Source organism: Mucilaginibacter mali (genome assembly GCF_013283875.1).
Lineage (GTDB): Bacteria > Bacteroidota > Bacteroidia > Sphingobacteriales > Sphingobacteriaceae > Mucilaginibacter > Mucilaginibacter mali.
In genome coordinates this window covers 3020799-3044328 of sequence record NZ_CP054139.1, presented here as the reverse complement: position 1 = coordinate 3044328, position 23530 = coordinate 3020799, and the positions used below count along the sequence as shown (strand labels likewise).

The window sequence follows — 23530 nt, the reverse complement described above, 5'->3', positions numbered from 1 at the left end:
GTTTAGTTGTATTTGTTTAAATAATCGGCCAGGCCGCCTTTCATACCGGCGCCAATGGCTTCAAACTTCCATTCGTTATTGCGTTTGTAAATGCGGCCAAATTCTACCGCTGTCTCGATCGAGAAATCTTCCTCCAGCTCGTATTTCAGCAGGGTTTCGTTAGTGGCGGCATCAAATATGCGCATAAACGAGTTACGCACTTGTCCAAAATTCTGGCGGCGGCTTTCGGCTTCGTGAATGGTTACTACCACGCAAATTTCACTTACGCGCGGGTCAACCTTGTTCAGGTCGATTTTGATCTGCTCGTCGTCGCCATCGCCGGCGCCGGTCAGGTTATCGCCGGTATGCTCCACGCCGCCATCGGGCGATTTCAGGTTATTGTAAAAAACGAAATATTCGTCGGCTATGATCTTTTTGTTCTCGCCTAAAATAAATACCGAAGCATCCAGGTCGAATGCCGAACCGGTAGATGAAGTATTGGTATCCCAGCCCAACCCGATAACGAATTTGGGGGCATTAATTGCCTCGCGCTGGCCTTTTTGAAGGTTAATTGCCATATTGTAATAGTTTATTATTGTTAAATAAGTGGTCTTTTATGTAATTAAGGTTTAGCGCGTAGCTATCCATGGTATGGTAGCTGTTGCCTAAAGCCATGTTGTACAATTCGCTGATGAATGCCTGCGGCTTGTTTTGCAGGAACACGCAAAAGCTATCGTGATCGTAATTTAAAATATACTTCACAATACGGGTATTCACACGAAAATGGCCGCTGCTGATGATACTGTCCAGATCGAATATCGACTTTACATCGTGATAATTCAAATAGTTCTCGATGTTGGGGTGGATGGCCGTGTTGGCCAGCTCGGCAAAGTACAGCATATAAATATCGTTATGAAGGTTATACTGTTTGATCATCTTGGATATCATTCGCTCATGGCTGCCGGTTATCTTAATATCGTCCAAAAATAGCAGCGTTTTGCCTTTTAAAAACTCAGCATCTATATGGAAACTATCGTTACCGATCAGGCTCATACGCTGGGCGGCATCCAGTTCGCCATAATCTTCTTTATAGGTAATTGTGCGGTGCACCTTGGTCTCCTGCACAATAGGCAGATCGTTTTCGGCCAGCCAATGGTTAAGCCGGTACACAAAATGATCCTTCATGGCAAAAGTTGCCGTGGGTATAAAAGCGTATGGACTGGATATCACCACAATTTGTTGCTGGATACGGCCCTTGCTTAAAACATCGCGGATGAACCCATCGGCCAGATCGGTGCCGAATTGTGCCGATACCAACCCATCGCCAAACTTAAAGCGGCTGTAATGCCCCGCATCAAACCCGAAGCTGGTGCTGGTATGTATTTTATGTAGCGAATACGTTTTGTGTAACATCGGGTAGCAGTTTTATAATAGATGTATTGTTTGAGTTGACCAGCATACTGCCGATACCAACCATGTCAGCGCCCCTAACGTCGGCCCGGGGGTTATCGCCAATATGGATAATCTCGTTTAGCGATATTTGTTTTAAGGCCATGGCCCGGTCGATCATCAACTGAAAAAATGCCGGGTTGGGTTTCGATAGCCCCGCCTCGTCTGAATATAGTTGAAAATCGAAATACCGGCCGATGCCCAAATGGTGCAGCACCTTGCGCAAGGTAACACCCTTAATAAAACCGGTATTACTCAATAAGTTGGCTGTACAAGCGGGGTTATCCTTCAGGTAGGCCAGCACTTCGGTAGTACGGTCGCAATAAATAAGGGGCATATGCTCCAGTACCAAGTCTTCCATTTGTTGGTAAAGCGCCTCAATATCGATATTATGCAGGTCTGCCTGGTTATCATTGATCAGGCTGATCACCATCAGGTACATTTCATCGGCATCGATGTTTTTGCCCGTGGTTTCGTTAATCCCGTTCACCATCAGGTCTACCTGCCTGAAAGCGCGCTCAACCTCAACCAACGGCTTGTTTAACCAATTAAACCGTTCATGGAAGATCCGTGCACGCTGCTGTTTAAACTGCGGGTTCGATCGGATCAACGTCAGCCACAGATCAAACGAATAATGTTTGTAAACAGACATTTGTTCTATCGGTATTTGCCTAACAGCTCTACAAAATTATCGGTCGGGTGCGGTTCGCCCAGCGCGCGGAATTTCCAGGTGCCATCTTTACGGTACACTTCTGCAAAGGTCATGCTGCACATGCCGTTAAAGGTAGCGTCGCCACTCAAACTAAAACGAGCTATCTCCTTGCCGCTGCGATCGACCGCGCGGATAAAAGCATTCTCTATCATACCAAAGTGCTGGTTGTTTTTGCGGCCCTGGTAAATCGACACTACAAATACAATGCGATCGAAAGTGGGGGCGAGGCTATCCAGTTTTACAATGATCTGTTCGTCGTCGCCATCACCGGCGCCGGTACGGTTATCGCCGGTTAACCAGATATGGCCCGATGGGTGGCGCATGGAGTTAAAATAGATCACATCGCCTTCGTACATATTTACCTGGCGGCCGTTACTGTTAGTAAACTGGCGACCCATATTGGCTATTTTGCCCTGCTCGTTCAGCAAAAAGCCGATGGCATCCAGGTCATACTCTTCTTCCTGTGCACCGCCAAATAGCTTGCCCAGGAAGCCGCCGCCCCCTTTTTGCCTTACGTCCCAGCCTAAACCTATGGTAACCTGCGACAGATCGAAGGTTTCGCCTTTATCGTTTTTCCGAAGGTCGATGGTTTGACCTTTTGTTAAGTTAATTGCCATAATTTTAAGGGGTTTTAATTATTTAATAATTTGGCCTTTGTAGTATTTGGCAAGGAAGTAGGCCAGGTCCTCACGATAGCCAAGGCCTGAGGCCTCAAACTTCCAATGATTATCTTTTTTGTACAGGCGGCCAAACTCAACACCTGTTTCAATCGAGAAATCCTCGCCCAGTTCGTACTTGGCAATTTCCTGCCCGGTCATGTCATCCACAATGCGGATGTACGAATCGCGTACCTGACCAAAATTCTGTCGGCGCGCCGCGGCTTCGTGAATAGTTACTACAAATAAGATCTCGTTCACGCGGCCGTCTACTTTGGCCAGGTCTACCGAGATGGTCTCGTCATCACCGCCATCGCTGTTGCCGCCGGTCGGGTCGTCGCCGCTGTGGTGTAAAGCGCCATCGGGCGAATCGGTATTGCCGTAAAAAATAAAGTATTCCTCTTCCGGTATCACCCGGTTCTGGTCTATCATAATTGCCGAGGCGTCGAGGTCGAAATCGTAACCAGTGCCTTCGTGTGGGTTCCAGCCTAATCCAAGGCTTATTTTAGACAAGCCGATATCTATGCGTTGTCCTTTTTGAAGATTTATAGCCATGTTAATAGCACGTTAATTATTTCTTAGAGTGATGTCCCCTTAAAATATTACACGTTTTGGGGTATTTAATTATTGGTTGATAAATGTATTAATGAGTGTAAGGTAGGATATATTATTTTGATTGGCAATAGGGTTTTTGCTGATGTGGGGTAGTGGGTTGAATGGGAGTAGGTTAGCGTGATGGCGAAGACTCACCCGGTCCTCGCTTCGCTGGACCGCCCTCTATTGCCTTTGGCAAAAGAGGGGACGGGTTACCGGTACTGCTTCCTGCCCTCTTTCCGCGCAGCGAAGAGCGGGCCGACCAGCGAAGCGTCGTCGGGGAGAGAAAGCACGGCGGCGAGTGGACTCACCCGGTCGTGGCTTCGCCCGATCACCCTCTCTGCTTCGCAAAGAGGGTATTCGTTATCGGAATTGCTTCCTGCCCTCTTTCCGCGCAGCGAAGAGCGGGCCGACCAGCGAAGCGTCGTCGGGGAGAGAAAGCACGGCGGCGAGTGGACTCACCCGGTCGTGGCTTCGCCCGACCACCCTCTCTGCTTCGCAAAGAGGGTATTTGTTATCGGAATTTCTTCCTGCCCTCTTTCCGCGCAGAGCGGGCCGACCAGCGAAGCGTCGTCGGGGTGAGTATACGACGCTATGCGTGTTTTTCTTAAACTCAGTTCATTTTTTCAAGCCCCTTTAGTACCGACCTTTGGTATATCAAAATCAAAACAAAATGAACAACAGATTAAAATTTAGCAAATTAGATCAGGCCGCTTATAAAGCCATGATGAGCCTTGAAAACGCGGTTAACGCCACTGGTTTAACTACCATACATAAAGACCTGATCAAGATAAGGGTATCGCAAATTAACCATTGCGCCTACTGCATCAACATGCATACCATTGATGCCCGCAAAGCCGGTGAAACCGAACAACGAATCTACGCGCTGACCGCCTGGCGCGAAACCCCGTTTTTTGACGAACAGGAACGCGCACTGCTGGCCCTGGCCGAAGAAATGACCCATTTAAATATCCATGGCGTTAGCGACGAAACTTATAACAACGCCGCCAAACTGTTTGACGAAACCTACCTGGCCGCTATTATAATGGCTGTTACTACCATCAACGCCTGGAATAGGATAGGGGTTACCTTGCAGTTGCTGATGCATTAACTGTCTGAATCAGAATTTACAGAATTGATGAATTAGCAGAATTCTGTAAATCCTTAAATTTTGTAAATTCTGATTTTGATTTATTTGGATTAATTATAAATAACATCTACTTTTGTAGCGCAACAGAAGAAATAGATGCAAGAAAGCAATACCCTGATTGATGATATGAAACTAACCGAAGTGTTTATTACCGAACATGGCGGTGTTTATCAGTCGGATAGCGAAAGTTGCTGGTATGTTGATTTTGCGGGCAAAGTTGCCCGTTTTGATTACCGTTGCCTGCTGAAACTCAAAAAAGCAGTTTATACCATTGATGTGGAGGCCATCTTGCTGAAAAGCAACAAATCGGCCGATATCGAGATCGTTTTCATTTGCGCTTGCGACGATTCGTATGTACTTACCGTAATGGAGATCGTTCGTTTTAAAGAACTGCTGCAGGGCACCTTTACCATGCTGGAGCTGAACCATATCATCTACGATCGTCTGCACCGCCTGGCCGTTTAATCGAATTTAGACTCATTTCATATTGCATACTTATTAGCTTAATGTTAATTTTAGCATTATTATTGCTTTAGTTATACCTAAAGCAATAACATTATGAAAGATCTCATCCGTGTAAAATGCCTTATCTCTTCAGAGATAGAGGGCCTTTTAAACCAACAAATAAAAAAAGAAGCCCAATCATCATCAGCCTACCTGGCCATGGCCTCATGGTGCGACAGGAACGGCTTCGACGGTTCATCAACCTACTTTTTCAAACAGGCCGAAGAAGAGCGTATGCACCAGATGAAATTTTTTAAATACATTTTGGATATGGGCGGCACCGCTATCTCGCCCGATGTGAACGGTATTAAAATAGAATACAACTCATTCAAAGAAGTTTTTGAGGATGCGTTGGACCAGGAGATCAGCGTTACGCAATCTATCAAAAACATTGCAGCCCGCTGCCATAAAGAGCAGGACTACGTGACCCTTGAATTTTTGAACTGGTTCCTGAAAGAACAGCGCGAAGAAGAGTACAAAGCCCGCCGAGCGCTGGAATTATTTGAAGTTATTGGCGAAGAAGGCACCGGCCGCTGGCAAATCGACAAGCACGTTTGCGATATTAAATACGACAGCGAAGCTTAATCTTCACCACGCCTTTGCTTTTGCAGCAGCTTAAGCACTTCCTTTTCCGAGTATTCTTTTAGCCAGGTATTACCCGGCTGTATAGCACAGACCGGTGCCCAATCGCACCGGTCTGTGCATTCTGTACGTACCACTTCAAAACTATCATCGTACTTAGCCAAAGCTTTGGCAATTTTGTACATACTTTTCCCGCCCCGCTTGGCGCATTTGCTGCCGGTGCACACGTATAGTACGTTATCAGGTATCGGGAATTTGCCCATGGGTTTATTGTTAACGCAAAGTTAGGGTTTTTATTTAAAGCCTCACCCCAGCCCTCTCCAGAGAGTAATAGCCCATGATTAGGCAGAGCCGGATAAATGGGCATTTTACAGATCACCCCGATGGGGTTCTGCCTTACTTGCCATCTTTTTCTACCAACATATCGCTCCAGCCGAATAAAGCCCCCTCTAAATCTCCCCCGATAGGGGAGACTTAGGCTGCACAAGCGTAAAATTCTTAAAGTCCTCCCCTTTGGGGAGGATTTAGGTGGGGCTTAAAAGCTTAACTTAATGACATTGCCCGTAGTGATGGCAATAGGTTAAGCTTAAAATTCGAGCTTCGTAGAAGCGACCTGTTTATCTGCCTAATGATGGGCTATTACCCTCCAGAGGAGAGGGGGTTTTAAACGTGTTTTTTCTAAAGCCCTCTCCTTTGGGGAGGGTTTGGGTGGGGCTTTTGAAAAGCAATGCCAGTGCTGCTATTAAAGTTTGTTCCTGCTCTCCGCTCCAAGTCCTCGCCGTGGCCTTTCCCCCTCATGCCCCCAGCGGCTGTGGGCTTTCCGCTGCGATCAGGTTTACATTGAACGGTTGTTTCGTCTCCAAAAAGATCAACTAAAGCGTGTTAAGTTTTTGTAAGTCTGGCTTCGTGTCTAAACAAAGCACCATCCTTACACGTTGATAAAATATGAAAGCAGTCATCATCAATTGCACCCTAAAATTATCTCCCCAATTTTCAAACACCGATGCGCTGATCCAAAAAGCCGTAGCCCAATTCAAAGGCATGGGTATTAGCAGCGAGGTAATACGCCTGGTAGACCACGATGTAAAGCCCGGTAACGAAGCAGATATGGGCAAGGGTGATGAATGGCCTGCTATCCTAAAGAAAATAAAAGCCTGTAATATCTTCATCATCGCTACGCCTATTTGGATGGGGCATATCGCATCGCCAACCCAGCTCGTTATCGAACGGCTGGATGCTATCTTCCACGATGAAAGCCTGAGTGATGCAAAGACAGGCCAATTTTTCACCTACAACAAAGTGGCGGGCTGCCTCATCACCGGTAACGAGGATGGCGCGCATGCCTGCGCCGCGCATGTGTTATGGAGCATGCAGGAGTGCGGCTTCACCATCCCGCCAAATGTAAACGCCTACTGGGTGGGCATGGCCGGCGCCGGGAAAGACTACGTAGAAGCAGGCGGCGAACAATGGTACTATACCAATTACACGTTACGTTACATGACGGCTAATCTGGCCTGGTTTGCTAAACTGTTAAAGGATAATCCTATCGATACGAATTTAAACGAGTTAAGAGAGTTGGCGAAGAAGGAGAGTCCAAGATAGTCATTATGGTTCGCGTAATGACTCAATGACTATTTGACCCGCTTCTTCCCTGAACCATCCCCCTTCACAAACGTCTTTCCCTGCACCAGCAGCAACTTTGGGTCTTTCACTTTACTAAGCGATAGTTCGTAAGCATCCTGCATCAACTGCTTCATATAAGTCTCGGGGAAAGCCACCAAATTATCCACCCTGATATAACGGTACTGCTTCCCCTCGCCCAATAACATATGCTGCGGGTCGGGTATCTGCGATCCCCAGTAAAAGCCAAAGTGAATGCCATTATTGGTGCGGTATATGGCCACTGAACAAAAAATATGGCTCATCTTCTCCGTGGGCGACCAACCGATAGCCAGCGCGTTATAGTTATCATAGATCATCTCGTTACATTGCGGGTAGCGGTCCCAAACAAAATCGCGGAGCCAAAGGGCTTTGTCCTGCGCTTCGGGCGATACGGCTTCCAGGAAGGTAAACAGTTCGGAGGTGTCTTCTTTGGCCATGATTGAAAGTGATAAGTAAATATATCGTTTTATATTTTAACCACAGAGTTCACAGAGGTCTTTCACAGAGAACACAGAGACTTTAAGTAGCAATAAAAATCAGTTATGGGCTCCGTGCTCTCTGTGCTTTTTTCTCTGTGTACTCTGTGGTTAAATTCTCATCTTGCTAAAAAAACATCATGGCAAATAACCTCATCCAACTTTACGGCAATATAGATATCTACCTGTTCGATCAGTTAATGAAAGGCCGTTTTGATAATTGCCACACCGTACTTGATGTTGGTTGTGGCGGCGGGCGCAACCTGCATTACTTTTTAAATAACGGGTTCGGTGTTTACGGTATGGATGCTGATGCCGGGGCGGTTGCCGCAGTACAACAACTCTCGGCCCGCTTAGCGCCGGCTATCCCTGCAGATAATTTTGTTGTGGCCAGGGTTGATGATCTGCCTTATACCGATAACTTTTTCGATCTGGTCGTTTGTAGTGCCGTGCTGCATTTTGCGCGGGATCATAACCACTTTGATGCCATGCTGCGCGAAATATGGCGGGTGCTGAAACCGGGCGGTTTCTTGTTTGCAAGGCTTGCATCGGATATCGGTATCGAAGACCGGGTACAGCCGCTGGGTAATGGCCGCTACCATTTACCCGATGGATCGACCCGTTATTTGGTGAACGAGGAAATATTGCTGGAATATACCCGCGAACTTGGCGGTGAGCTTTTTGAACCTATTAAAACCACCAATGTGCAAAATATGCGCTGCATGACTACCTGGTGTTTGGTGAAGAAATAAGGTCATTTACTTCGTGTCATCATCGGCAGCACCCTGTAGTTCATCTTCTTTTTTGCCTTTGCCCAGTTTTATTTTAGGTTTATCCTGTGTGCCGGTAATCGTCATCGGGATGCCGATAATGCCCAAAGGCGGCAGCCCCAGCCTAAATTTAATGTTCATCGCTTTATCAAAACTTGCCTGTCCTTCAAACCTTACCCTGAAGCCGGCCATGCGCATTTTAGTAGGGGCAATGGTAATGATGTTATTAGCAATGGTGGTTTTTATCTCTACTTTGGTCAGGTCGGCATTATTGGTCAGGCTGTCATGCCCGGTTGATTTGCCCACGGCGCCCGCCAGTTTAAACCCGTGCATTTTTATTTTTGATGCCGATAGTACACCGCCACCTTTTAAAGATGGGTAAACCGGCTGCATATTGCTGTTCAGGCGACCGCTCAACTGGTAATCCAACGATACCAGGCCTTCGGCATGGGCGGCGGAGGTGGCCATATCGTGGAAGAGTTTGATGTTGTTATAGGCTTTCTTAATATCAAAGTCTTTAGCACTGATGTGGTAGTTGAAAAATGCCTTTTGCGCACCGTTGTTGGTGTACGATGCATCCATATCTACCGGCGAGCCAATAAGGTTAAAGCCGGTTTGTTTCAGGTTGATGCTACCTTGCCTGATGGTCATCTGGCTTTTGGCATCCACCAAAGTCAGCCCGTTATATTTTAGTTTTTTAACATCGGCGGCAAAACTCATATCCAGGTTGCGGGGCACCATTACCACGCCGCCCGCGCCGCCAGCCGTGTTGGCTTCGGTGCTGGCCCCGGCGAAAGCCATAAAATCGTCGACTACTATTTGATCGCTCTTCAGATTGAAATCGCCTTTTAGCACCGACCCCGGCTTAAGGGCATAATCTATTACATTGTTCAGCGCGCCGTTCAACACAATTTCCGAATTGCCGTAGCGGGCGGTAAATGCATCAAACTGCATTTTATCCTGGTTAAAGCTAAACAAGCCTTTACTGATGATAAATGGTTTAGGGAATAGCTCGGTACTCAGGGCAATGTTATTTACCCGTAAGGTGCCTGAATTTGCCAGTTTATCGTAGCGACCTGCAACAGCATCGCTTTGTTTGCCTTTTAAGTTAAAATTGGCGGCTATAGTGCCTTTTACATCATAACCCTTCATGGCAAACACCTGGTAAATTTTACCAATGTTGATGATCCCCTTAGCCGACAGGTTATAATTGATATCTGCGAAATTATGCAACCCGGCCCTCAGCAGAAAAGGCTCATTCTCAAAACTGAATGATATCGGCTTCACCGAAACCGTAGTGCCTGCAACGGTACCGGTACTGTTAGTAACCACCGTGCTCACCTGTATATTGCTAATAGGGTGTGGATAGTATTTGGTTTGGATAGACCCATCTTTCAGGTTGATGTTAGCCACCGTTACCGGGAACTTCTTTTGGGCTGGCAGGTAGCTGCCTTTGGCATGTACATCGGCATCCAGTTGGCCTTTCAGGTCGGTGCTGTCAATCGGGTAAATATTTTTCAGATCAGCCAGGTTAAATTTGGCTTGCAATAAAGCATCAACCGGGGCATCATCGCTGTTGCTGTATTTAAAGTAGCCTTTAATATAGTTGCGCAGAGCAGTAATGCTCAGGTTATTAACCGATATCTTAATGTTTTTATAGTTATGGTCCGGGCAATCGGCATCCATATCAAAACTCATGTGGTCTACCGCCTGGGGCAGCGAAGCATATTTCAGGTAACCATCTTTAAACGATGAATGCAAACTAAATTTGGGGATGCTGATGGGTAGCGTATCCACCTTTCGTAAACCGGTGCGTACCGGTCCGGTGGCATATTTACCCTCGGCCAGCAGGTGCAGCGCATAGCGGCCTTTCAGGTCCACGGTTTTTATGCCGAAGGCCTGGTTCCATTTCTGCAGGTCTATCTCGGTATTTATTTTGGCGTAAATATCGGGCTGCTTCACGCCTTTAACGCGTATCACCGAACTGAAGTAATCTTTATCGATATTAAAATAGATCGAATCGATATTCAGATAAAGGCTATCCGGGTTCAGTCCAGGCACCCGCGATTCCATGTTTACAAACAGGTTCTTCACCGGCGATGGCGATTTGGCATTGTTGATATATCCATCGCGTACTTTAAAGTTAAAGTCAAGATCGGGTTTCACATTATCCTTTGCAATGTACTTGCCCGCTAACGACATGGCGATGTGGCCCGTGCCGTTCACCTCGGTACCATCCAGCATTTTTTGGTAGGCCGATGGCAGGGCGGTAAAAATATCGCTCAGGTCGCTCTCGTGCGATTCGATCTTGAAATCCATATCGTACCCATCCTTAATAAAGGCGAAGCGGCCTTTAAACTGAACCGGTAGCTCGTTGATCATCAAATCGTTCTTCTGGAAAATAAATGCCAGCGATTTAGTATTGATTTTGGTAACCAGGTCGGCATTTACTTTTTTGCCGATGATATAAGCTTGTTTGGCATAATAAAAATCCAGCGACTGGATACTGGCATGCGTGCTCAGGTCGAACACATCTTTGCTCAAATCGCCGCTGCCGGTATAGTTGAAATCGCGGGCGATGATCTTCATCGGCAATGATTGATCGTTATAAATTAGCCGGCTTTTCTCCACCAAAATTTGTTCGATACCCAGCGATGCCCCACTGCTATCGGCCGGCGCCGCGGTTTGTTGCCCCGTTGATTTATAGATATTGTAATTGGCCCTACCCGCGGTATCTACCTGTATATTGATGTAGGCCTGGTTAAGATAGATCTTGTTGATGTTGATCTTACTTTTAAATACCGATGAGATATCGATACCGAAGGTTAGTTCCTTAGCCGAAATAAGTGTGTCCCGCTCAAAGGGGGCGCTGCCTTTCAGATCTACATCGTAAAGGGTAAGGCTTAGTTCGGGGAAATGTTTGAAGAACGACAATCCCGTACCTGAAAAAGCGATATGCCCGTTGATGCGCTGGTTAGCCCAAACGTTTATTTTTTTAGTAAAAGTTTGCGGAAACAGGAATGGCAACAGGAACATCAACAGCAATAAACTGCCTAAAACAATGCCGGTTATCTTAAGGGTTTTAATTAACCCACTTTTAACGGATGTGCTCATAATTATATAAATTGTGACGGAAACGGCTGATAAGTATCGACCTGCATTAGCGCTGCAAATTTAGCAAATACAGGCTTAATTATAAAAAGCGCAACGCTTTAAACAATTTTTTGGGGCGAGGTTGATGCCCTGGTTAAGCTATGGTTAACAATTTAATATCAAATGGCTTTCATTTAACCGGGTGTATGTTTTTTAATAGTTTTAAACCAGGAAAAAAATCACAAAATGAAATTCAGACTTTTATCACTACTGCTTTTCATCGGCATACAACAGCTGATGGCGCAGGAAAACTCAACCGAAAAGATATTTATTGCTAACCCTTACCTGCAAATAGGCCGCGAGCCATCGGCACAATCGCTTGAGTTGGTGTGGCACGTTGCCGACGCCGATGCTACATGGTTTGTGGAGGAAAGGACCAAAGACAGCAATGCGTGGACCAGGATAGAAGCCATTAATTTTACACGCGTAGCTGTGACCGGTGTAGATCCGCATCGTATCTATCATATCAAATTTAACAAGCTGGATCCGGGCAGCACTTTTTATTACCGGGTGATTAAAAATAAAGTTGTGGTATTTGAGGCCGAAGGCAAAGCGCCCAAAAGCGACAAACAAAACTACCGCTTTGTAGCCATCGGCGATATCGGCGCGCTGACGCCCGATCAAAAATTACTGGCCGTACAGGCTTACAAAGCCAAGCCCGATATGGTAGTAGTTGCCGGCGATATTGTTTACAATACCGGCCTTATAAGTGAATACCGTACCAAGTTTTGGAATATCTATAACTCTGATAAAGAAACAGAGCAAAGCGCGCCGATCATGCGCTCGGTACCGTTTGTGGCTGCCCCCGGCAATCACGATATCGCTACCCGCGATTTGGACCGTTTGCCACAGGCTTTGGCTTATTTTATGTTTTGGGATCAACCATTAAACGGGCCTAATGGTCCCGAAGGCAGTGCCTGGGTGCCTTTGCTGAAAGGTTCGGACGAGAACAAGAACGCTTTTAAAGCTGCAGCCGGCGATGCTTATCCGCGTATGGGTAATTTCTCGTTCAATTATGGCAACGCACATTGGCTGTATTTAGATTCGAACCCGTATGTAAACTGGTCGGATAAAACGCTGACCGACTGGATAAAGAATGATCTTGCATCGGCAAAGGGCGCTACCTGGCGTTTTGTGGTGTTCCATCACCCAGGCTTCAATTCATCGCGCCAGCATTTCGAGGAACAACAAATGCGCGTACTTTCGCCTGCTTTTGAAGCAGGAAATGTAGATGTGGTGATCACAGGCCACGTGCATAACTACCAGCGCACTTATCCGCTTACCTTTACGCCAGATCCGCCTGCCGCTACTACCACGCCAAGCCGTGGCCGCATAGTGAACGGCAAATGGGTATTGGATAATAATTTTAATGGTAAAACCGTAACCAAACCTAAAGGCATCATTTACATTGTAACCGGTGCCGGCGGTGCCGATCTGTATAACCCCGAGCAGCAGGACGACAAAAACTCGTGGCAAACATTTACCAGCACCTTTATCTCTAAAGTGCACTCGTTAACTGTTGTTGATGTGGAAGGCAAAACCTTAAACTTTCGTCAAATTGCGGCCGATGGTAAAGAGGTGGATGCATTTAAGGTTACCAAATAAATCATCACCTATTGATTGAGGAAAGAAGGAGCGGAATTAAAATAACAAGGATGCCGGTGATCGTTACCGGCATCCTTGTTATTTTATTGCTTTTACCCAGCTTAGCCTTACCGCTTAAGGCGCCATCGTGTACGGAGCAGGTTATTGGCGATGTGAAAATAAAATGCGGGGTATTCGCGCAAAGTTGCGGGCAGGTACAGCTCGAGATCGGCCGGCTGAAACAGGATGATGCCGGCAGTATAAAAAATGCCCGGTTTGCGTTACTGGCTTGCCGTCGCGATTACAAGGCGATAGCCTGGTTTCTTGAATATTACTTTAAAACTTCGGCTGCCGGGTTTAACGCCCCACCTAAGTTTGATGCCGAAGAACCCGAAGATGATTACCGGGAACCTGTGGGAATGCAGGTGATGGAAGCGCTGTTGTTTGATAAGAATGTTGTCGCGCGGAAGGAAAAATTACAGCAACTTGCTGATTTATTGGTGAATGCTGCCCATAACCTGCCGGGCTTATTTATCAATTTCCATACCAGTGATGCCCAATTGCTGCGCAGCCTGCAGGTAACGCTGGTGCGCATTATGACGCTGGACATCACCGGCTACGATGCCCCGCTTTTTAAAAGCGGTATTGCAGAGGCAGGCGACGCGATGGTAGCGCTGCAAAACGCGCTGGCGCCATACCTTCGGCAGCAGCCATCGGCCAGGGTGAGCAGTTTGCTTGCCGACGGGATATCGTACCTGAAAGCGCATACGGATTTTAACAGCTTCAACCGGATGCGGTTTTTAACCGTTTATGCCATGCCCTTGCAGGAAGAGTTGAACCGATACATTGTGCAAGCTAAGCTGGATGTAAAATCGACCGGGATATTTAATGCACAAGCAAAAAATATATTTAGCCGGGACGCGCTTAACAGCCGGGTGTTTTTAGATTTTCCGGAGAAAAACCGGCAATTGATCGCCCTGGGCAGGCGCCTGTTTTTTGATAAGCGCTTATCCGGCCCCGCAACACGCAGTTGCGCTACCTGTCATCAGCCCGAACGTTACTTTACCGACGGTTTACCTCAAAGTAAAACCATCAGCAGACATGGCCATGTGCTACGCAACGCGCCGACGTTGCTATACGCTGGCTTTCAATACAGCCAATTTTGGGATGCCCGCGCTAAAAGCATGGTAGAGCAGGTGCAGGAGGTGCTGCACAATAAACAGGAAATGGCCGGGAATGATAGTATAATTATTTCAAGGCTTTTGCGGGATAAAAGCTACGCTGCCTTGTTTAAATCGGCGTTCCCAATGCCCGTTTACCAGCGCGCCACCATGTATGGCATTGCCGAGGGACTTACGGCTTATGTGCTTTCCCTTTCGCCCCGCAACTCGGCTTTTGACAGATATATGGCCGGCGACAGAGCGGCATTGACTAACAGCGAAATTAATGGTTTTAACCTGTTTATGGGGAAGGGGCAGTGTGGCAGTTGCCATTTCGCACCCTTGTTTAACGGACTGGTGCCGCCTTTTTACGAAACCAGCGAGATGGAGATCATTGGTGTACCCCAAACCGATAGTCGCAAAAACGCGCTGGCCGATACCGATGAAGGCGCCTACCGCCAGATGCCGGTTAACTACATGAAGGGCGCCTTTAAAACCCCAACCGTACGTAACATCGCCAAAACCGGGCCGTACATGCATAGTGGGGCGTTTCATAATTTAAATACGGTGATGGATTTTTACAACGCCGGCGGTGGCAACGGCTGGGGATTGAACAATGGCGATCAAACACTGGCATCGGATAGTTTGAAGCTGACAAAGCGTGAAATAAAGGCTATTGTGGCGTTTATGAATATCCTGACGGATAAACTGGTGCGGAAGAAGGGACTCGACCCCAAGCTTTATTAACGCGAAAAAGCTACCGAAGTAGCTTTATGTGCCCCCGACGAGATTCGAACTCATATCGATGGTACCGGAAACCATAATTCTATCCATTGAACTACGGAGGCATGGCGCAAATATATAGGAATTTCTCTGTTTGGAGAGAGAAGTGTAAATAAAAAGGTTCGTAAAAAGCCTTTTTCAATTTTGGGGTAGTCGCGTATTTAAGTAATAAGCTATGTCGGTGTTCTGGCGCAATTGGCGACATCAATGGATAATCCGTCAGAAATATCGTTTGATCTATTTTAGGTTATCAATGATACTTCTATTTTTAGATGCCCTGATATCAGAAATAATGAAATGAGGAACATTTTTTTTGATATGTGTAGCGCTTAATGATATTATTGCATCTTTTGCGCAATAAGGCAAAACTTTAATTGCCAGTATCAAACCAACTGATCATTTTATAAAACTATGAGAAACCATATCCAATTATTAATAATTGCCAGTTGCTTAACTTTCGCGGGATACGCCCAGCAAAAGACGGTGCCCGATAGTATTAAAAACAAAATGCAATGGTTTGCCGATGCCAAGTTGGGGATATTTATTCACTGGGGTATATACGCGGTTAACGGTATAGACGAATCATGGAGTTTTTACAACAAAAAAATTTCGTATCCCGGTTATATGGATCAGTTGAAAGGTTTTACAGCCGCTAAGTACGATCCGCAGGCATGGGCAGGCTTAATTAAGGAATCGGGGGCAAGGTATGCGGTTTTAACAACCAAGCATCACGATGGGGTTGCTTTATGGAATACCCGGCAAAGCAAACTTAACGTGGTGCAAAGCACACCTGCTAAAAAAGACCTTTTAAAACCATTTTATGATGCCTTGCGCAAATCGGATATTAAATGCGGAGCTTATTTCTCAATATTAGATTGGAGTAATACTAATTATCCGGGATTTACAAAGGACAGCACCAGGTATAAGATAGCCGAACAGCCGGAACGCTGGAAGAAGTACCAGCTATTTTATAAGGCGCAACTGCAGGAGATCATGAAGAATTATAACCCCGATCTGCTGTGGTTTGATGGCGACTGGGAACATAGTGCGAAAGAATGGGATGCAGCGGGTACAAAATCAATGCTGCTAAGCTATAACCCTAAACTTATTGTAAACGGCAGGTTAACCGGCTATGGCGACTACGAAACCCCGGAACAAAATTTCCCGGTAACCAGGCCTGTATATAGTTGGTGGGAACTATGTATGACCACCAATAACAATTGGGGCTATCACCCCGACGATACCACCTGGAAAACACCCTTTGAAGTAATTTCCATATTTGCAGATGTGATTAGTAATGGTGGTAATTTATTACTTGATATCGGCCCGAAAGAAGACGGTACCTTCCCCCAGGAACAGGTACATCTGCTAAAGGAATTAGGTAAGTGGAATAAAAAGCATGCCGAAGCAGTGTTTGGCACCTTAGGCGGTATACCGCAAGGCCACTTTTATGGCCCCACTACTTTATCGAAAGACTCGACCGCTTTATATCTCTTTATCCCCGGTAAAAGCAGCGGACCGGTAGTAATTAAGGGTCTTAACAGCAAGATCAATAGCGTTGAGGTTGTAGGCAATGGTACTAAGTTACAGCCTAAAATTGTCGGGAAAATTTCCTGGAGCCCGGTTCCGGGCCTGGTATATATACCCATACCCCCAAACGTACAGGACGAATATATCACCATATTAAAAGTACAACTGGAAAAGCCAATTAAACTATACCGGGGAAAAGGCGGCCTCGGCGGCGATTTAAATCAGTAACAGGAGGGGGAGCAGGGCCGTTTAATGCCGCATATCGAAAAGTCCATTTGTAGCTCAATATACTCTATTTAACATGATGTTTGGCCGGCTATCTTTGTTATAAGATTTGATTGTGTTTCTGCTAATTTGGATAAATATGGAAAGGCAAACGGCTGTAATCATCTAATTATCATGGAAGCGGTTTTATTCCAGCACCTTAAATTCTGTGCGCCTGTTCTCTTTATGTTGCGTATCGGTACATTTTATTCCGACCGTGCAACCATTTACCGGTTGTGAAGCACCAAACCCTTTTGCTGTTAACCGATCAGGGCTAATATTATGCTTAACAAGGTAAATCATCACCGCAGCTGCACGCTCCTTACTTAAACGATTATTTAGTAACGTACTGCCGCGACTATCGGTATGCGAGTCAATTTCAATTCGGGTACCGGGATTATCGTTCAGGAAAAGTATCAGTTTATCCAGATCAGAAGATGCTTCAGCCTTTATTTGCGTACTGCCCGTGTCATAATAAATATTGCGTAGCACAATTGCTTTATTAGCCTGTGTTTGCTGGATACTTAATTTAAGCTTTACATATAAAGTAGTGCTCCGGCTAAGCCCTTTGGTACTTACTTTTTCAATATTTGAAAGATAGCCTGCTTTCTTCCCGGATACTGTAAAATCAGTACCGGCATCAAGTTGGATGTTAAAGCCCTGGTCATTACCGCTGTTAACGATTGATGTTGTGGAGTTTTTATCCAGGTTTTGCAGGTTTATGGTTACCCCGGTTTCCGGTTTGCCTGTTTCCATATTTATTACTTCACCTGCCAGTGTAAAGCGCGGGTCGTTGTGGGTAAGGCTGATATTGAGCAGACTTTCGCTGCCACTGAAGTCTGCCGTTTTTATCTGTAGGGTATTTGTATTAATACCGTTTAGCGTACCGGTCGCCGTGTAAGTATCAGGCGCTATATCGGTAAAATGCGTATTGCCCGCGCTATCGGTTTGTAATTGTATTAGTGTATCCGCATTTTTTAAAGTCACCATTACGCCCGGTAGGGGTAAACCTGTTTGTTCATCTTTTACTTTAATAGTTATGTTTTTGCGTAATATGCGTGGCGATGGCTTTACTGACACAGTATCTGCCGGTTTAACCGGCGGAGCGATTGGTGGCACCGTCGCTCGTTTTTTATGGCTTAAACTAAAGCCGATGCCTATACTGTAATTGAAATGGTCGTTTACAAACCCGCCAATGCTTTTGCGGTATTGCAGGCCAAGCAATGCAAAAGCCTGGTTAAACACATTGGCCTGCAAGCCAACACCTGCCGGAATATAAAAACCGGCTTTGCCGGTATAAAGCGAAGCCCCTAAACCCGATGTTAAAAAAGGATTGAAAATATGCCGGTCATTCAGCAAGCGGGCATTAAACGTTGTTGCCACATCCAATAAAAATTGGCTGCTACCATTGTTTGTCCCGTTTTTAAAAAGGTAATCGGTATAGCTGGCATCAATGGTTCCGGCAAAGTCGATCTTTTTAGTTACTCCCCGCATATAAGATAAACCAGCCCCCATTTGCATATCGGCAAGCCTTTTCCATTGGCCGCTGTTCAACGCGTTATTTAGTGAAGTAGTGCGGATGAGCTGTGCCGTAGGAAAATCATTATAAAAAACATGAAATAGTAAAGTGGACGGTTTGGCACGCGCGGAATCCTGTGCTTGTAAATCTGCTGATAAACACATGGCCGCTAACCATATAATGGCTTTATATACATTATTTGTCCTCATGCTTTTCTTCTTTTACTATGGCCGGCAGACCGACGATATGAAACAGAGCTGGTTCACAGTATCCCAGTATATTGGATGCTTGGTTACCGGGGAATACCCTGCCATCTTTATCCGTAGTTTGAACCGTCCATATAAATTGCCGGTTAGCAGTTGAATCCAGCATAGGCAAGTTGGTACGCCAGGCATATTGCGTGATACCTCTCATCTGCTCATCAAGCAAGGGGCGGTTGACCCTGAACGCCTGCATTGGTGTTTGTTCCGGCAGCACTTCAAAAACCAGTACCCGGTAAACAGGTGGTTCGGTATAGGCAGGGGTAAGCGGTGTCCACCTGAAAACTATTATACTTTGCGCGACATGCGCGTTAACATTCCCACCGTTTGCCGGGCTAACCAAAACCGGCAATTGATACGATGTAACGAAAAAAGGGCGTGTTTGCGTAGCGCGCACCACATCGCCGGTGGTATTAGTGAGTTGCACCGTTAGTTGGTACTGCCCCGCCGGTAGCCGTCCCGATTGCTGTAGATTTGCCTTATAACTCCCAACAAATGCCAGATTTTGCAATTGCAAAGCATCGGCCATAGTAAACTGGTTTGCGCCGTCCTTCAGGATATAAAGCCTTGCCGCGCTGATATTCGAGGTAGCTACAAGGTTCCCGCTAAGCTCGGTAATGGTTGTGCGTATTTTTACTGCCGGATCGTTGACAACTCCCGGCATATAATTCAGTATCATTATTCCGTTTACCGGGTTTGCCCAATCTGCCAGCCAGGGTTGCGGTCTGCTATTCAGGGCCAGGTTTATACTCACCTGCGCATATCCTTTAAATGCAACAGTGGACACACCAATCAGCAACAAACAATATATGATCAATTTTCTCATAGCCTTTATTTGAACCGGTAGTTTAACGATGAACGAACAGTACTTTCCAGGTATCGCGGCAATCCTGCATATGGGGGCGTCAAGGTATTGCCCGGCAACTCGGTACCGTAATGGTACAGGTTACCGGTTAACAATATTTGCCAGGTAAGGCGCTTATACAATTCCCAATCAAAACCGCCACTCAACAGTACATTTTTATTGGCGGTAAAAGGGGCGGTTGTGGTCAGGTTATATTGAAGCTGACTTTTTACATTGAATTTTTTACCGGCCTTCCAACCCAACGACGCGGTTGCATTCATCAGTGTAAGATCGACTGGAGGCGCTATGTTTTTAAACCACATCAGGCTGATATCCGGACTAAGTTTCCCTTTAAAAAAGGTTGGTACATATTGCAATAAGGCTGTTTGGGTATTGTTGCGCGTAGTGCCGGGCGGTATTATTGTAGTTTCATCATATTGGCTGCGCGTATACGTTCCGCTGATCATGTGGCTCATGGATGCTGTAGACCAGTTATACACCGGGTTGATGCTAAACTCGTTACTTACACTACGATAGCCTGAAGCATCGGCCGCATTATAACCCAGGTTGTTGAAACTGCTGTTAAGGCTAAAATGCTCGGATACCTGTGCCGATACATTAACATTAGCGATGAACTGTCGGTTAACACCCGTGCCCGAACTATTACTGAGGTTACCTAAACGCTGCCCGGCACTGGCCACAATATTCACATTTTTGTTAATGATTGAAAAACGGGTATTGGCCAGGTAATCCATCCGGTCGTTGGCTAAAAAGGGGTATCCGGCTGTATAATATCCCGATCCATAATAATTAAACTTAATGCCGGCTTCCCAGTCATCTTTCTTTTTGGCCAGGGCAAATACTATGGCGTTGTTTTTTACGGTAGATGTATGCGATTCGATAAAGGGCTTAAAATCTTCTACCGGCGATAAAGAAAGTGGCGTATTAAGGTCGCGGGTATGGAAGCTTTGGCCAAGCTCTAACTGAACGTTCCAGCCATTTTTTGTATTGGCTTTTGCCAAAAAGGTAACCACCATATTATCCTGAGGCGTTACGGGCAGTTGCGGAGCGGATGTTACCGAACCGATATCGTCCTTCGCTTTAGAAAAATTAAAGCCGACGAAGTATTTTTCGTTTTCCTCTAAGCCCAACTGTGCCATCCAGTGGTTACGCTGATAGGCGCCGGGCACACCGGGGTCAGGCGGAATAATGGTTGGGGCGATATAGTTAACAGGACGCTGCGAAACGCCCTGGAAAAATTTAAAGCGGAATTTACCGGGAGATAGGTTAACGCCATAGCCGAACGTACCCAGATCGCCCGTGCTCAGATCGCTGTAGTGAATATATTGCGTCCCCAGCAATATTTCGGTTGTGCCAAATTTGGGGCTAACGCCAAAGTTATTTGCCGGGTTAGTGATAAATTGCCACAGGCTTTGCTTTCCCGATGTAACCGGCGTAATGAAATTATTTTGGAGCGCGGTGAAGTTAAAATTAAAGGGGACGGTCCACTTACCAAAGCTGAATACCGGGCTAAAGTTGTAGCGGAGCATATTCCAGGGCTTGCGCGGCTGGTAAAATACCGGGAGCGATTGCCCCGGCCATCGGTTCAGGTTATAGCTTTCATACCAAACGCCCATATCGCCACTTATCGAAAATTTGGGCTTCCCTTTATCCTGTGCCTGCACATATAAAACCGAACATATGGCGATGCAGAAGCACCCGGCAATGCGGAAGACCGATCTTAATCGATGGAGTAAAACTGGTGCCATATTTACTATCGGATATTTATTTGCAGTTCGTTACTGAAATTGGAGGAATTGCTGTTCTCATCAAGCAGGCGGGCCGCGTAATATTTGCTGCCGGTGCCATCCGCGTCATCTATAAATGACTTTCCGGCTTCAAAAACTATCAGTTTATAAACTGTCCACGGCGCTGCCCCATCAGATCGCTTGTATAGTGCGATCTTTAGTTTTCGGCCCTTTACCTTATCGTCGACTATGAATGACAGGGTGATCTTTTTGTTATCGGCGCTGTATATGCCGCTAAGCTGCGGCTTCGGCAACCGTTTATTCACCGGTATGCTGACCATAATACTGCGGGTAATTTTTGATTTTAAGCCGCTTTCATCCTTTGCCATCATGGCATATTCATACTCGTCGCCCCCGTTCACTTTCTTGTCGATAAAGGAGTTGATAGCCCTGTTCCGATTCACAAACACGGTATCAAAGCGTGGCTTGCCGTTCAATCGCCGTAACAGGATGTTGCTTACCGCGTCGTCACTGGGCGAATTAGCAAAGCTGATGGATACCGTACTATCGGTGGCAGCAAAACCGGTGATCAGCGGACTAACCGGAGGGATAGTATCGCGCCGTTTAAGTTCGATGATCTTCGATGGGAGAGACTGATTATAATGCGAATCGAACGCTATTACTTTATAGTAAATATGTGACGTTAGCGAATTCAACGTGGTCGAATCGCGCAGCGTAAACCGCTTTTTGCCAAGCGTATCCATATAAGTTTCGGCCACCACCGAAAAATCGTGATCGGCGGCGTTGGCTTTCAGCAATTGATAACCAATAAAGTCCCTTTCGGTATTAGGCTTTATTTTTATCAGCACTTTGCCCAAGGTATCAATGGTAGCCGAAGCGATAACAGGCATTGCGGGTGGTATACTGTCGATGATCGTCGCCAGGGTAGGGAATGAGGTGCTGGTATTGCCTGCGGTATCAATGGCTTCAATCATATAATAGTTATTGCCGTCAGGATCGAAGCCGCCATCAATATAAGTTCGTGCCGTTTTAGGAAGTATAGTTTGTGAAATGGTGGTATACTTCCCTTTAAACGAGTTGCTTCGTTTGATATTAAAACCTTTCAGATCGCCGGCACCGTCGGTTTCCCAAAGCAATTCCACTTGCTTAGGTTTTGTGTTTGTTGCCGATTTTAAGAATGGCGCGGGCGGAGGGGTACGGTCGCGCGGTGTGCCCTGGAATTCGGCCAGAGGCAGGTCATCGCCAAATGGTGTAGATACCAATAAGCGGTAGCGGTAAGTTTTATAATTGGTGAGGTTCGAATCTACAAAGCCGTAATCGGTGATGGTTGTAGCGCCGCGCGGGTTTAGTTTAAATGCGGGCGTAAGGGTGATTTTTTTAAAGTTAAGGCCGCCGTCATCCGATCGTTCTACGTTGAAAGCATAATATTCTTTTGATTGCGGGAAACTTAGCGTAATGCGCTTATCTCCTTCAACCACCTTAACCGCTTTGTTATTCACCAAATATCTACTGTTGAATGCTGTGCAGCTAACCTTAACATAAGCTATCGAATTTTTGTCGCCTGCCTGGCTATCTGCAATGCGGACGCGGTATACATAGGTTGTGCCGCTTTTTACATCGGCATCGGTAACACTGAGGGCAAGCCCTTCGGCGGCTACGCGGCTCCGGTTAGCGGCTATCAGCGCCATTGCGAATTTCATATCCTGCTGGTTGCGTTCTTCCATCAGTGTTTTTAGGCCGTCAGCCAAAACATCGCCCGATGCAGCTTTAACGGCGGGGTCTGTCAACGTCATCGCAAAACCGATTATCCGGGTACTTGCGGTGTCGTTTTGGCTCGCGTTGCGCAAAGCAGTGTTCCATGCATCATCGCCCCAGCGTTTAAAGGGCGAACCTTTAACCGGTGCGTACGCGAGTTTTTCAAGTGCAATGCCCGGCTTAAAAACAGCTTTTTCAACTACAAAGCCGGCATTAGCGGCACGCGTTAGTAATGCGGGCGCGGTAGGGAAATATCTTAGCACTACTTTATCAGGGTAGCTACGGGCCATCAGCGCAAGCTCCGGCCGTTGAGTTTGTGCCAAAACCGTTAATGCGCAAATGGACAATATCGTTGTGAAAAATGCTTTCATATCA

The 23530-nt window shown here is 46.3% G+C and carries 20 protein-coding genes and 1 tRNA gene; 8 read left to right on the top strand and 13 right to left on the bottom strand.

The genetic code is table 11. From position 1 onward, the window contains the following. Positions 1–2: 2 nt before the first annotated feature. Genes HQ865_RS12915 through HQ865_RS12895 form a run of 5 tightly spaced genes read right to left on the bottom strand, consistent with a single transcriptional unit; the run spans position 3 to position 3351 of the window. Positions 3–557, bottom strand: coding sequence for a TerD family protein (locus HQ865_RS12915; protein WP_173415292.1), 555 nt, complete (start codon positions 555–557; stop codon positions 3–5). Then, positions 547–1392 carry a phosphoribosyltransferase family protein gene (locus HQ865_RS12910; protein ID WP_173415291.1) on the bottom strand — a complete coding sequence of 282 codons (846 nt, stop codon included), beginning with the start codon at positions 1390–1392 and terminating at the stop codon, positions 547–549. Before HQ865_RS12910 ends, HQ865_RS12915 begins: the two co-directional genes overlap by 11 nt. Beyond that, positions 1364–2080: an HAD family hydrolase gene (locus HQ865_RS12905; RefSeq protein ID WP_173415290.1), complete on the bottom strand. Its 717-nt coding sequence runs from the start codon at positions 2078–2080 to the stop codon at positions 1364–1366. Before HQ865_RS12905 ends, HQ865_RS12910 begins: the two co-directional genes overlap by 29 nt. A gap of 5 nt (positions 2081–2085) precedes the next feature. Beyond that, positions 2086–2757, bottom strand: coding sequence for a TerD family protein (locus HQ865_RS12900; protein ID WP_173415289.1), 672 nt, complete (start codon positions 2755–2757; stop codon positions 2086–2088). An 18-nt stretch (positions 2758–2775) separates the two neighbouring features. Continuing rightward, positions 2776–3351, bottom strand: a complete 576-nt coding sequence (locus tag HQ865_RS12895; RefSeq protein ID WP_173415288.1) for a TerD family protein — start codon at positions 3349–3351, stop codon at positions 2776–2778. A 712-nt stretch (positions 3352–4063) separates the two neighbouring features. On the opposite strand from HQ865_RS12895, the gene HQ865_RS12890 reads away from it, so the two are divergent. From HQ865_RS12890 to HQ865_RS12880, 3 genes are all read left to right on the top strand, one after another. Then, positions 4064–4501, top strand: coding sequence for a carboxymuconolactone decarboxylase family protein (locus tag HQ865_RS12890; protein WP_173415287.1), 438 nt, complete (start codon positions 4064–4066; stop codon positions 4499–4501). Positions 4502–4636: 135 nt separating this feature from the next. After that, on the top strand, positions 4637–5005 hold the full coding sequence (locus HQ865_RS12885; protein WP_237073461.1) for a hypothetical protein: 369 nt from the start codon (positions 4637–4639) through the stop codon (positions 5003–5005). Positions 5006–5098: 93 nt separating this feature from the next. Continuing rightward, the gene (locus tag HQ865_RS12880) at positions 5099–5629 is read left to right on the top strand and encodes a ferritin (protein WP_173415286.1); all 531 of its coding nucleotides are present in this window, start codon (positions 5099–5101) and stop codon (positions 5627–5629) included. Here HQ865_RS12880 and HQ865_RS12875 read toward each other — a convergent pair. Beyond that, the gene (locus HQ865_RS12875) at positions 5626–5889 is read right to left on the bottom strand and encodes a (2Fe-2S) ferredoxin domain-containing protein (RefSeq protein WP_173415285.1); all 264 of its coding nucleotides are present in this window, start codon (positions 5887–5889) and stop codon (positions 5626–5628) included. The genes HQ865_RS12880 and HQ865_RS12875 overlap by 4 nt on opposite strands. 682 nt (positions 5890–6571) lie before the next feature. Here HQ865_RS12875 and HQ865_RS12870 point away from each other — a divergent pair. Beyond that, positions 6572–7228 carry a flavodoxin family protein gene (locus HQ865_RS12870; protein ID WP_173415284.1) on the top strand — a complete coding sequence of 219 codons (657 nt, stop codon included), beginning with the start codon at positions 6572–6574 and terminating at the stop codon, positions 7226–7228. Between the two features lie 29 nt (positions 7229–7257). On the opposite strand, the gene HQ865_RS12865 is transcribed toward HQ865_RS12870, so the two are convergent. Beyond that, on the bottom strand, positions 7258–7725 hold the full coding sequence (locus HQ865_RS12865; RefSeq protein ID WP_173415283.1) for a hypothetical protein: 468 nt from the start codon (positions 7723–7725) through the stop codon (positions 7258–7260). Between the two features lie 179 nt (positions 7726–7904). Here HQ865_RS12865 and HQ865_RS12860 point away from each other — a divergent pair, with 179 nt between their 5' ends. Next, positions 7905–8516 (top strand): class I SAM-dependent methyltransferase, encoded by a 612-nt coding sequence (locus HQ865_RS12860; protein WP_173415282.1) that lies wholly within the window; start codon positions 7905–7907, stop codon positions 8514–8516. Positions 8517–8522: 6 nt separating this feature from the next. Here HQ865_RS12860 and HQ865_RS12855 read toward each other — a convergent pair whose 3' ends face one another. Beyond that, complete coding sequence (locus HQ865_RS12855; protein WP_173415281.1) at positions 8523–11648, bottom strand: AsmA family protein; 3126 nt, start codon at positions 11646–11648, stop codon at positions 8523–8525. Between the two features lie 225 nt (positions 11649–11873). Between HQ865_RS12855 and HQ865_RS12850 the strand changes: the two genes are divergently transcribed. Both HQ865_RS12850 and HQ865_RS12845 read left to right on the top strand, forming a co-directional pair. After that, on the top strand, positions 11874–13292 hold the full coding sequence (locus HQ865_RS12850; protein ID WP_173415280.1) for a metallophosphoesterase: 1419 nt from the start codon (positions 11874–11876) through the stop codon (positions 13290–13292). Between the two features lie 50 nt (positions 13293–13342). Next, positions 13343–15178, top strand: coding sequence for a cytochrome-c peroxidase (locus HQ865_RS12845; RefSeq protein ID WP_173415279.1), 1836 nt, complete (start codon positions 13343–13345; stop codon positions 15176–15178). A 29-nt stretch (positions 15179–15207) separates the two neighbouring features. On the opposite strand, the gene HQ865_RS12840 is transcribed toward HQ865_RS12845, so the two are convergent. Further along, positions 15208–15279: transfer RNA gene (locus tag HQ865_RS12840), tRNA-Arg, on the bottom strand. Positions 15280–15625: 346 nt separating this feature from the next. Here HQ865_RS12840 and HQ865_RS12835 point away from each other — a divergent pair. After that, on the top strand, positions 15626–16972 hold the full coding sequence (locus tag HQ865_RS12835; protein WP_173415278.1) for an alpha-L-fucosidase: 1347 nt from the start codon (positions 15626–15628) through the stop codon (positions 16970–16972). 183 nt (positions 16973–17155) lie between these two features. Here HQ865_RS12835 and HQ865_RS12830 read toward each other — a convergent pair whose 3' ends face one another. From HQ865_RS12830 to HQ865_RS12815, 4 genes are read right to left on the bottom strand one after another with little or no spacing between them, the layout of a single operon-like run. After that, positions 17156–18736 carry an OmpA family protein gene (locus HQ865_RS12830; protein WP_173415277.1) on the bottom strand — a complete coding sequence of 527 codons (1581 nt, stop codon included), beginning with the start codon at positions 18734–18736 and terminating at the stop codon, positions 17156–17158. Then, positions 18723–19613 carry a hypothetical protein gene (locus HQ865_RS12825; protein WP_173415276.1) on the bottom strand — a complete coding sequence of 297 codons (891 nt, stop codon included), beginning with the start codon at positions 19611–19613 and terminating at the stop codon, positions 18723–18725. Before HQ865_RS12825 ends, HQ865_RS12830 begins: the two co-directional genes overlap by 14 nt. Positions 19614–19618: 5 nt before the next feature. Further along, a complete protein-coding gene (locus tag HQ865_RS12820; protein ID WP_173415275.1) occupies positions 19619–21400 on the bottom strand; it encodes a hypothetical protein in 1782 nt (593 codons plus the stop codon). Between the two features lie 5 nt (positions 21401–21405). Next, positions 21406–23526 (bottom strand): fibronectin type III domain-containing protein, encoded by a 2121-nt coding sequence (locus tag HQ865_RS12815; protein ID WP_173415274.1) that lies wholly within the window; start codon positions 23524–23526, stop codon positions 21406–21408. Positions 23527–23530 lie beyond the last annotated feature (4 nt).

What these genes read in the sequence shown, in the direction of transcription:
- HQ865_RS12875 (WP_173415285.1), bottom strand. Translation starts at nt 5,889, where the DNA reads ATGGGCAAATTCCCGATACCTGATAACGTACTATACGTGTGCACCGGC.
- HQ865_RS12885 (WP_237073461.1), top strand. Translation starts at nt 4,637, where the DNA reads ATGCAAGAAAGCAATACCCTGATTGATGATATGAAACTAACCGAAGTG.
- HQ865_RS12815 (WP_173415274.1), bottom strand. Translation starts at nt 23,526, where the DNA reads ATGAAAGCATTTTTCACAACGATATTGTCCATTTGCGCATTAACGGTT.
- HQ865_RS12915 (WP_173415292.1), bottom strand. Translation starts at nt 557, where the DNA reads ATGGCAATTAACCTTCAAAAAGGCCAGCGCGAGGCAATTAATGCCCCC.
- HQ865_RS12825 (WP_173415276.1), bottom strand. Translation starts at nt 19,613, where the DNA reads ATGAGAAAATTGATCATATATTGTTTGTTGCTGATTGGTGTGTCCACT.
- HQ865_RS12905 (WP_173415290.1), bottom strand. Translation starts at nt 2,080, where the DNA reads ATGTCTGTTTACAAACATTATTCGTTTGATCTGTGGCTGACGTTGATC.
- HQ865_RS12880 (WP_173415286.1), top strand. Translation starts at nt 5,099, where the DNA reads ATGAAAGATCTCATCCGTGTAAAATGCCTTATCTCTTCAGAGATAGAG.
- HQ865_RS12845 (WP_173415279.1), top strand. Translation starts at nt 13,343, where the DNA reads ATGCCGGTGATCGTTACCGGCATCCTTGTTATTTTATTGCTTTTACCC.
- HQ865_RS12850 (WP_173415280.1), top strand. Translation starts at nt 11,874, where the DNA reads ATGAAATTCAGACTTTTATCACTACTGCTTTTCATCGGCATACAACAG.
- HQ865_RS12820 (WP_173415275.1), bottom strand. Translation starts at nt 21,400, where the DNA reads ATGGCACCAGTTTTACTCCATCGATTAAGATCGGTCTTCCGCATTGCC.
- HQ865_RS12860 (WP_173415282.1), top strand. Translation starts at nt 7,905, where the DNA reads ATGGCAAATAACCTCATCCAACTTTACGGCAATATAGATATCTACCTG.
- HQ865_RS12830 (WP_173415277.1), bottom strand. Translation starts at nt 18,736, where the DNA reads ATGAGGACAAATAATGTATATAAAGCCATTATATGGTTAGCGGCCATG.
- HQ865_RS12870 (WP_173415284.1), top strand. Translation starts at nt 6,572, where the DNA reads ATGAAAGCAGTCATCATCAATTGCACCCTAAAATTATCTCCCCAATTT.
- HQ865_RS12900 (WP_173415289.1), bottom strand. Translation starts at nt 2,757, where the DNA reads ATGGCAATTAACTTAACAAAAGGTCAAACCATCGACCTTCGGAAAAAC.
- HQ865_RS12895 (WP_173415288.1), bottom strand. Translation starts at nt 3,351, where the DNA reads ATGGCTATAAATCTTCAAAAAGGACAACGCATAGATATCGGCTTGTCT.
- HQ865_RS12865 (WP_173415283.1), bottom strand. Translation starts at nt 7,725, where the DNA reads ATGGCCAAAGAAGACACCTCCGAACTGTTTACCTTCCTGGAAGCCGTA.
- HQ865_RS12855 (WP_173415281.1), bottom strand. Translation starts at nt 11,648, where the DNA reads ATGAGCACATCCGTTAAAAGTGGGTTAATTAAAACCCTTAAGATAACC.
- HQ865_RS12835 (WP_173415278.1), top strand. Translation starts at nt 15,626, where the DNA reads ATGAGAAACCATATCCAATTATTAATAATTGCCAGTTGCTTAACTTTC.
- HQ865_RS12890 (WP_173415287.1), top strand. Translation starts at nt 4,064, where the DNA reads ATGAACAACAGATTAAAATTTAGCAAATTAGATCAGGCCGCTTATAAA.
- HQ865_RS12910 (WP_173415291.1), bottom strand. Translation starts at nt 1,392, where the DNA reads ATGTTACACAAAACGTATTCGCTACATAAAATACATACCAGCACCAGC.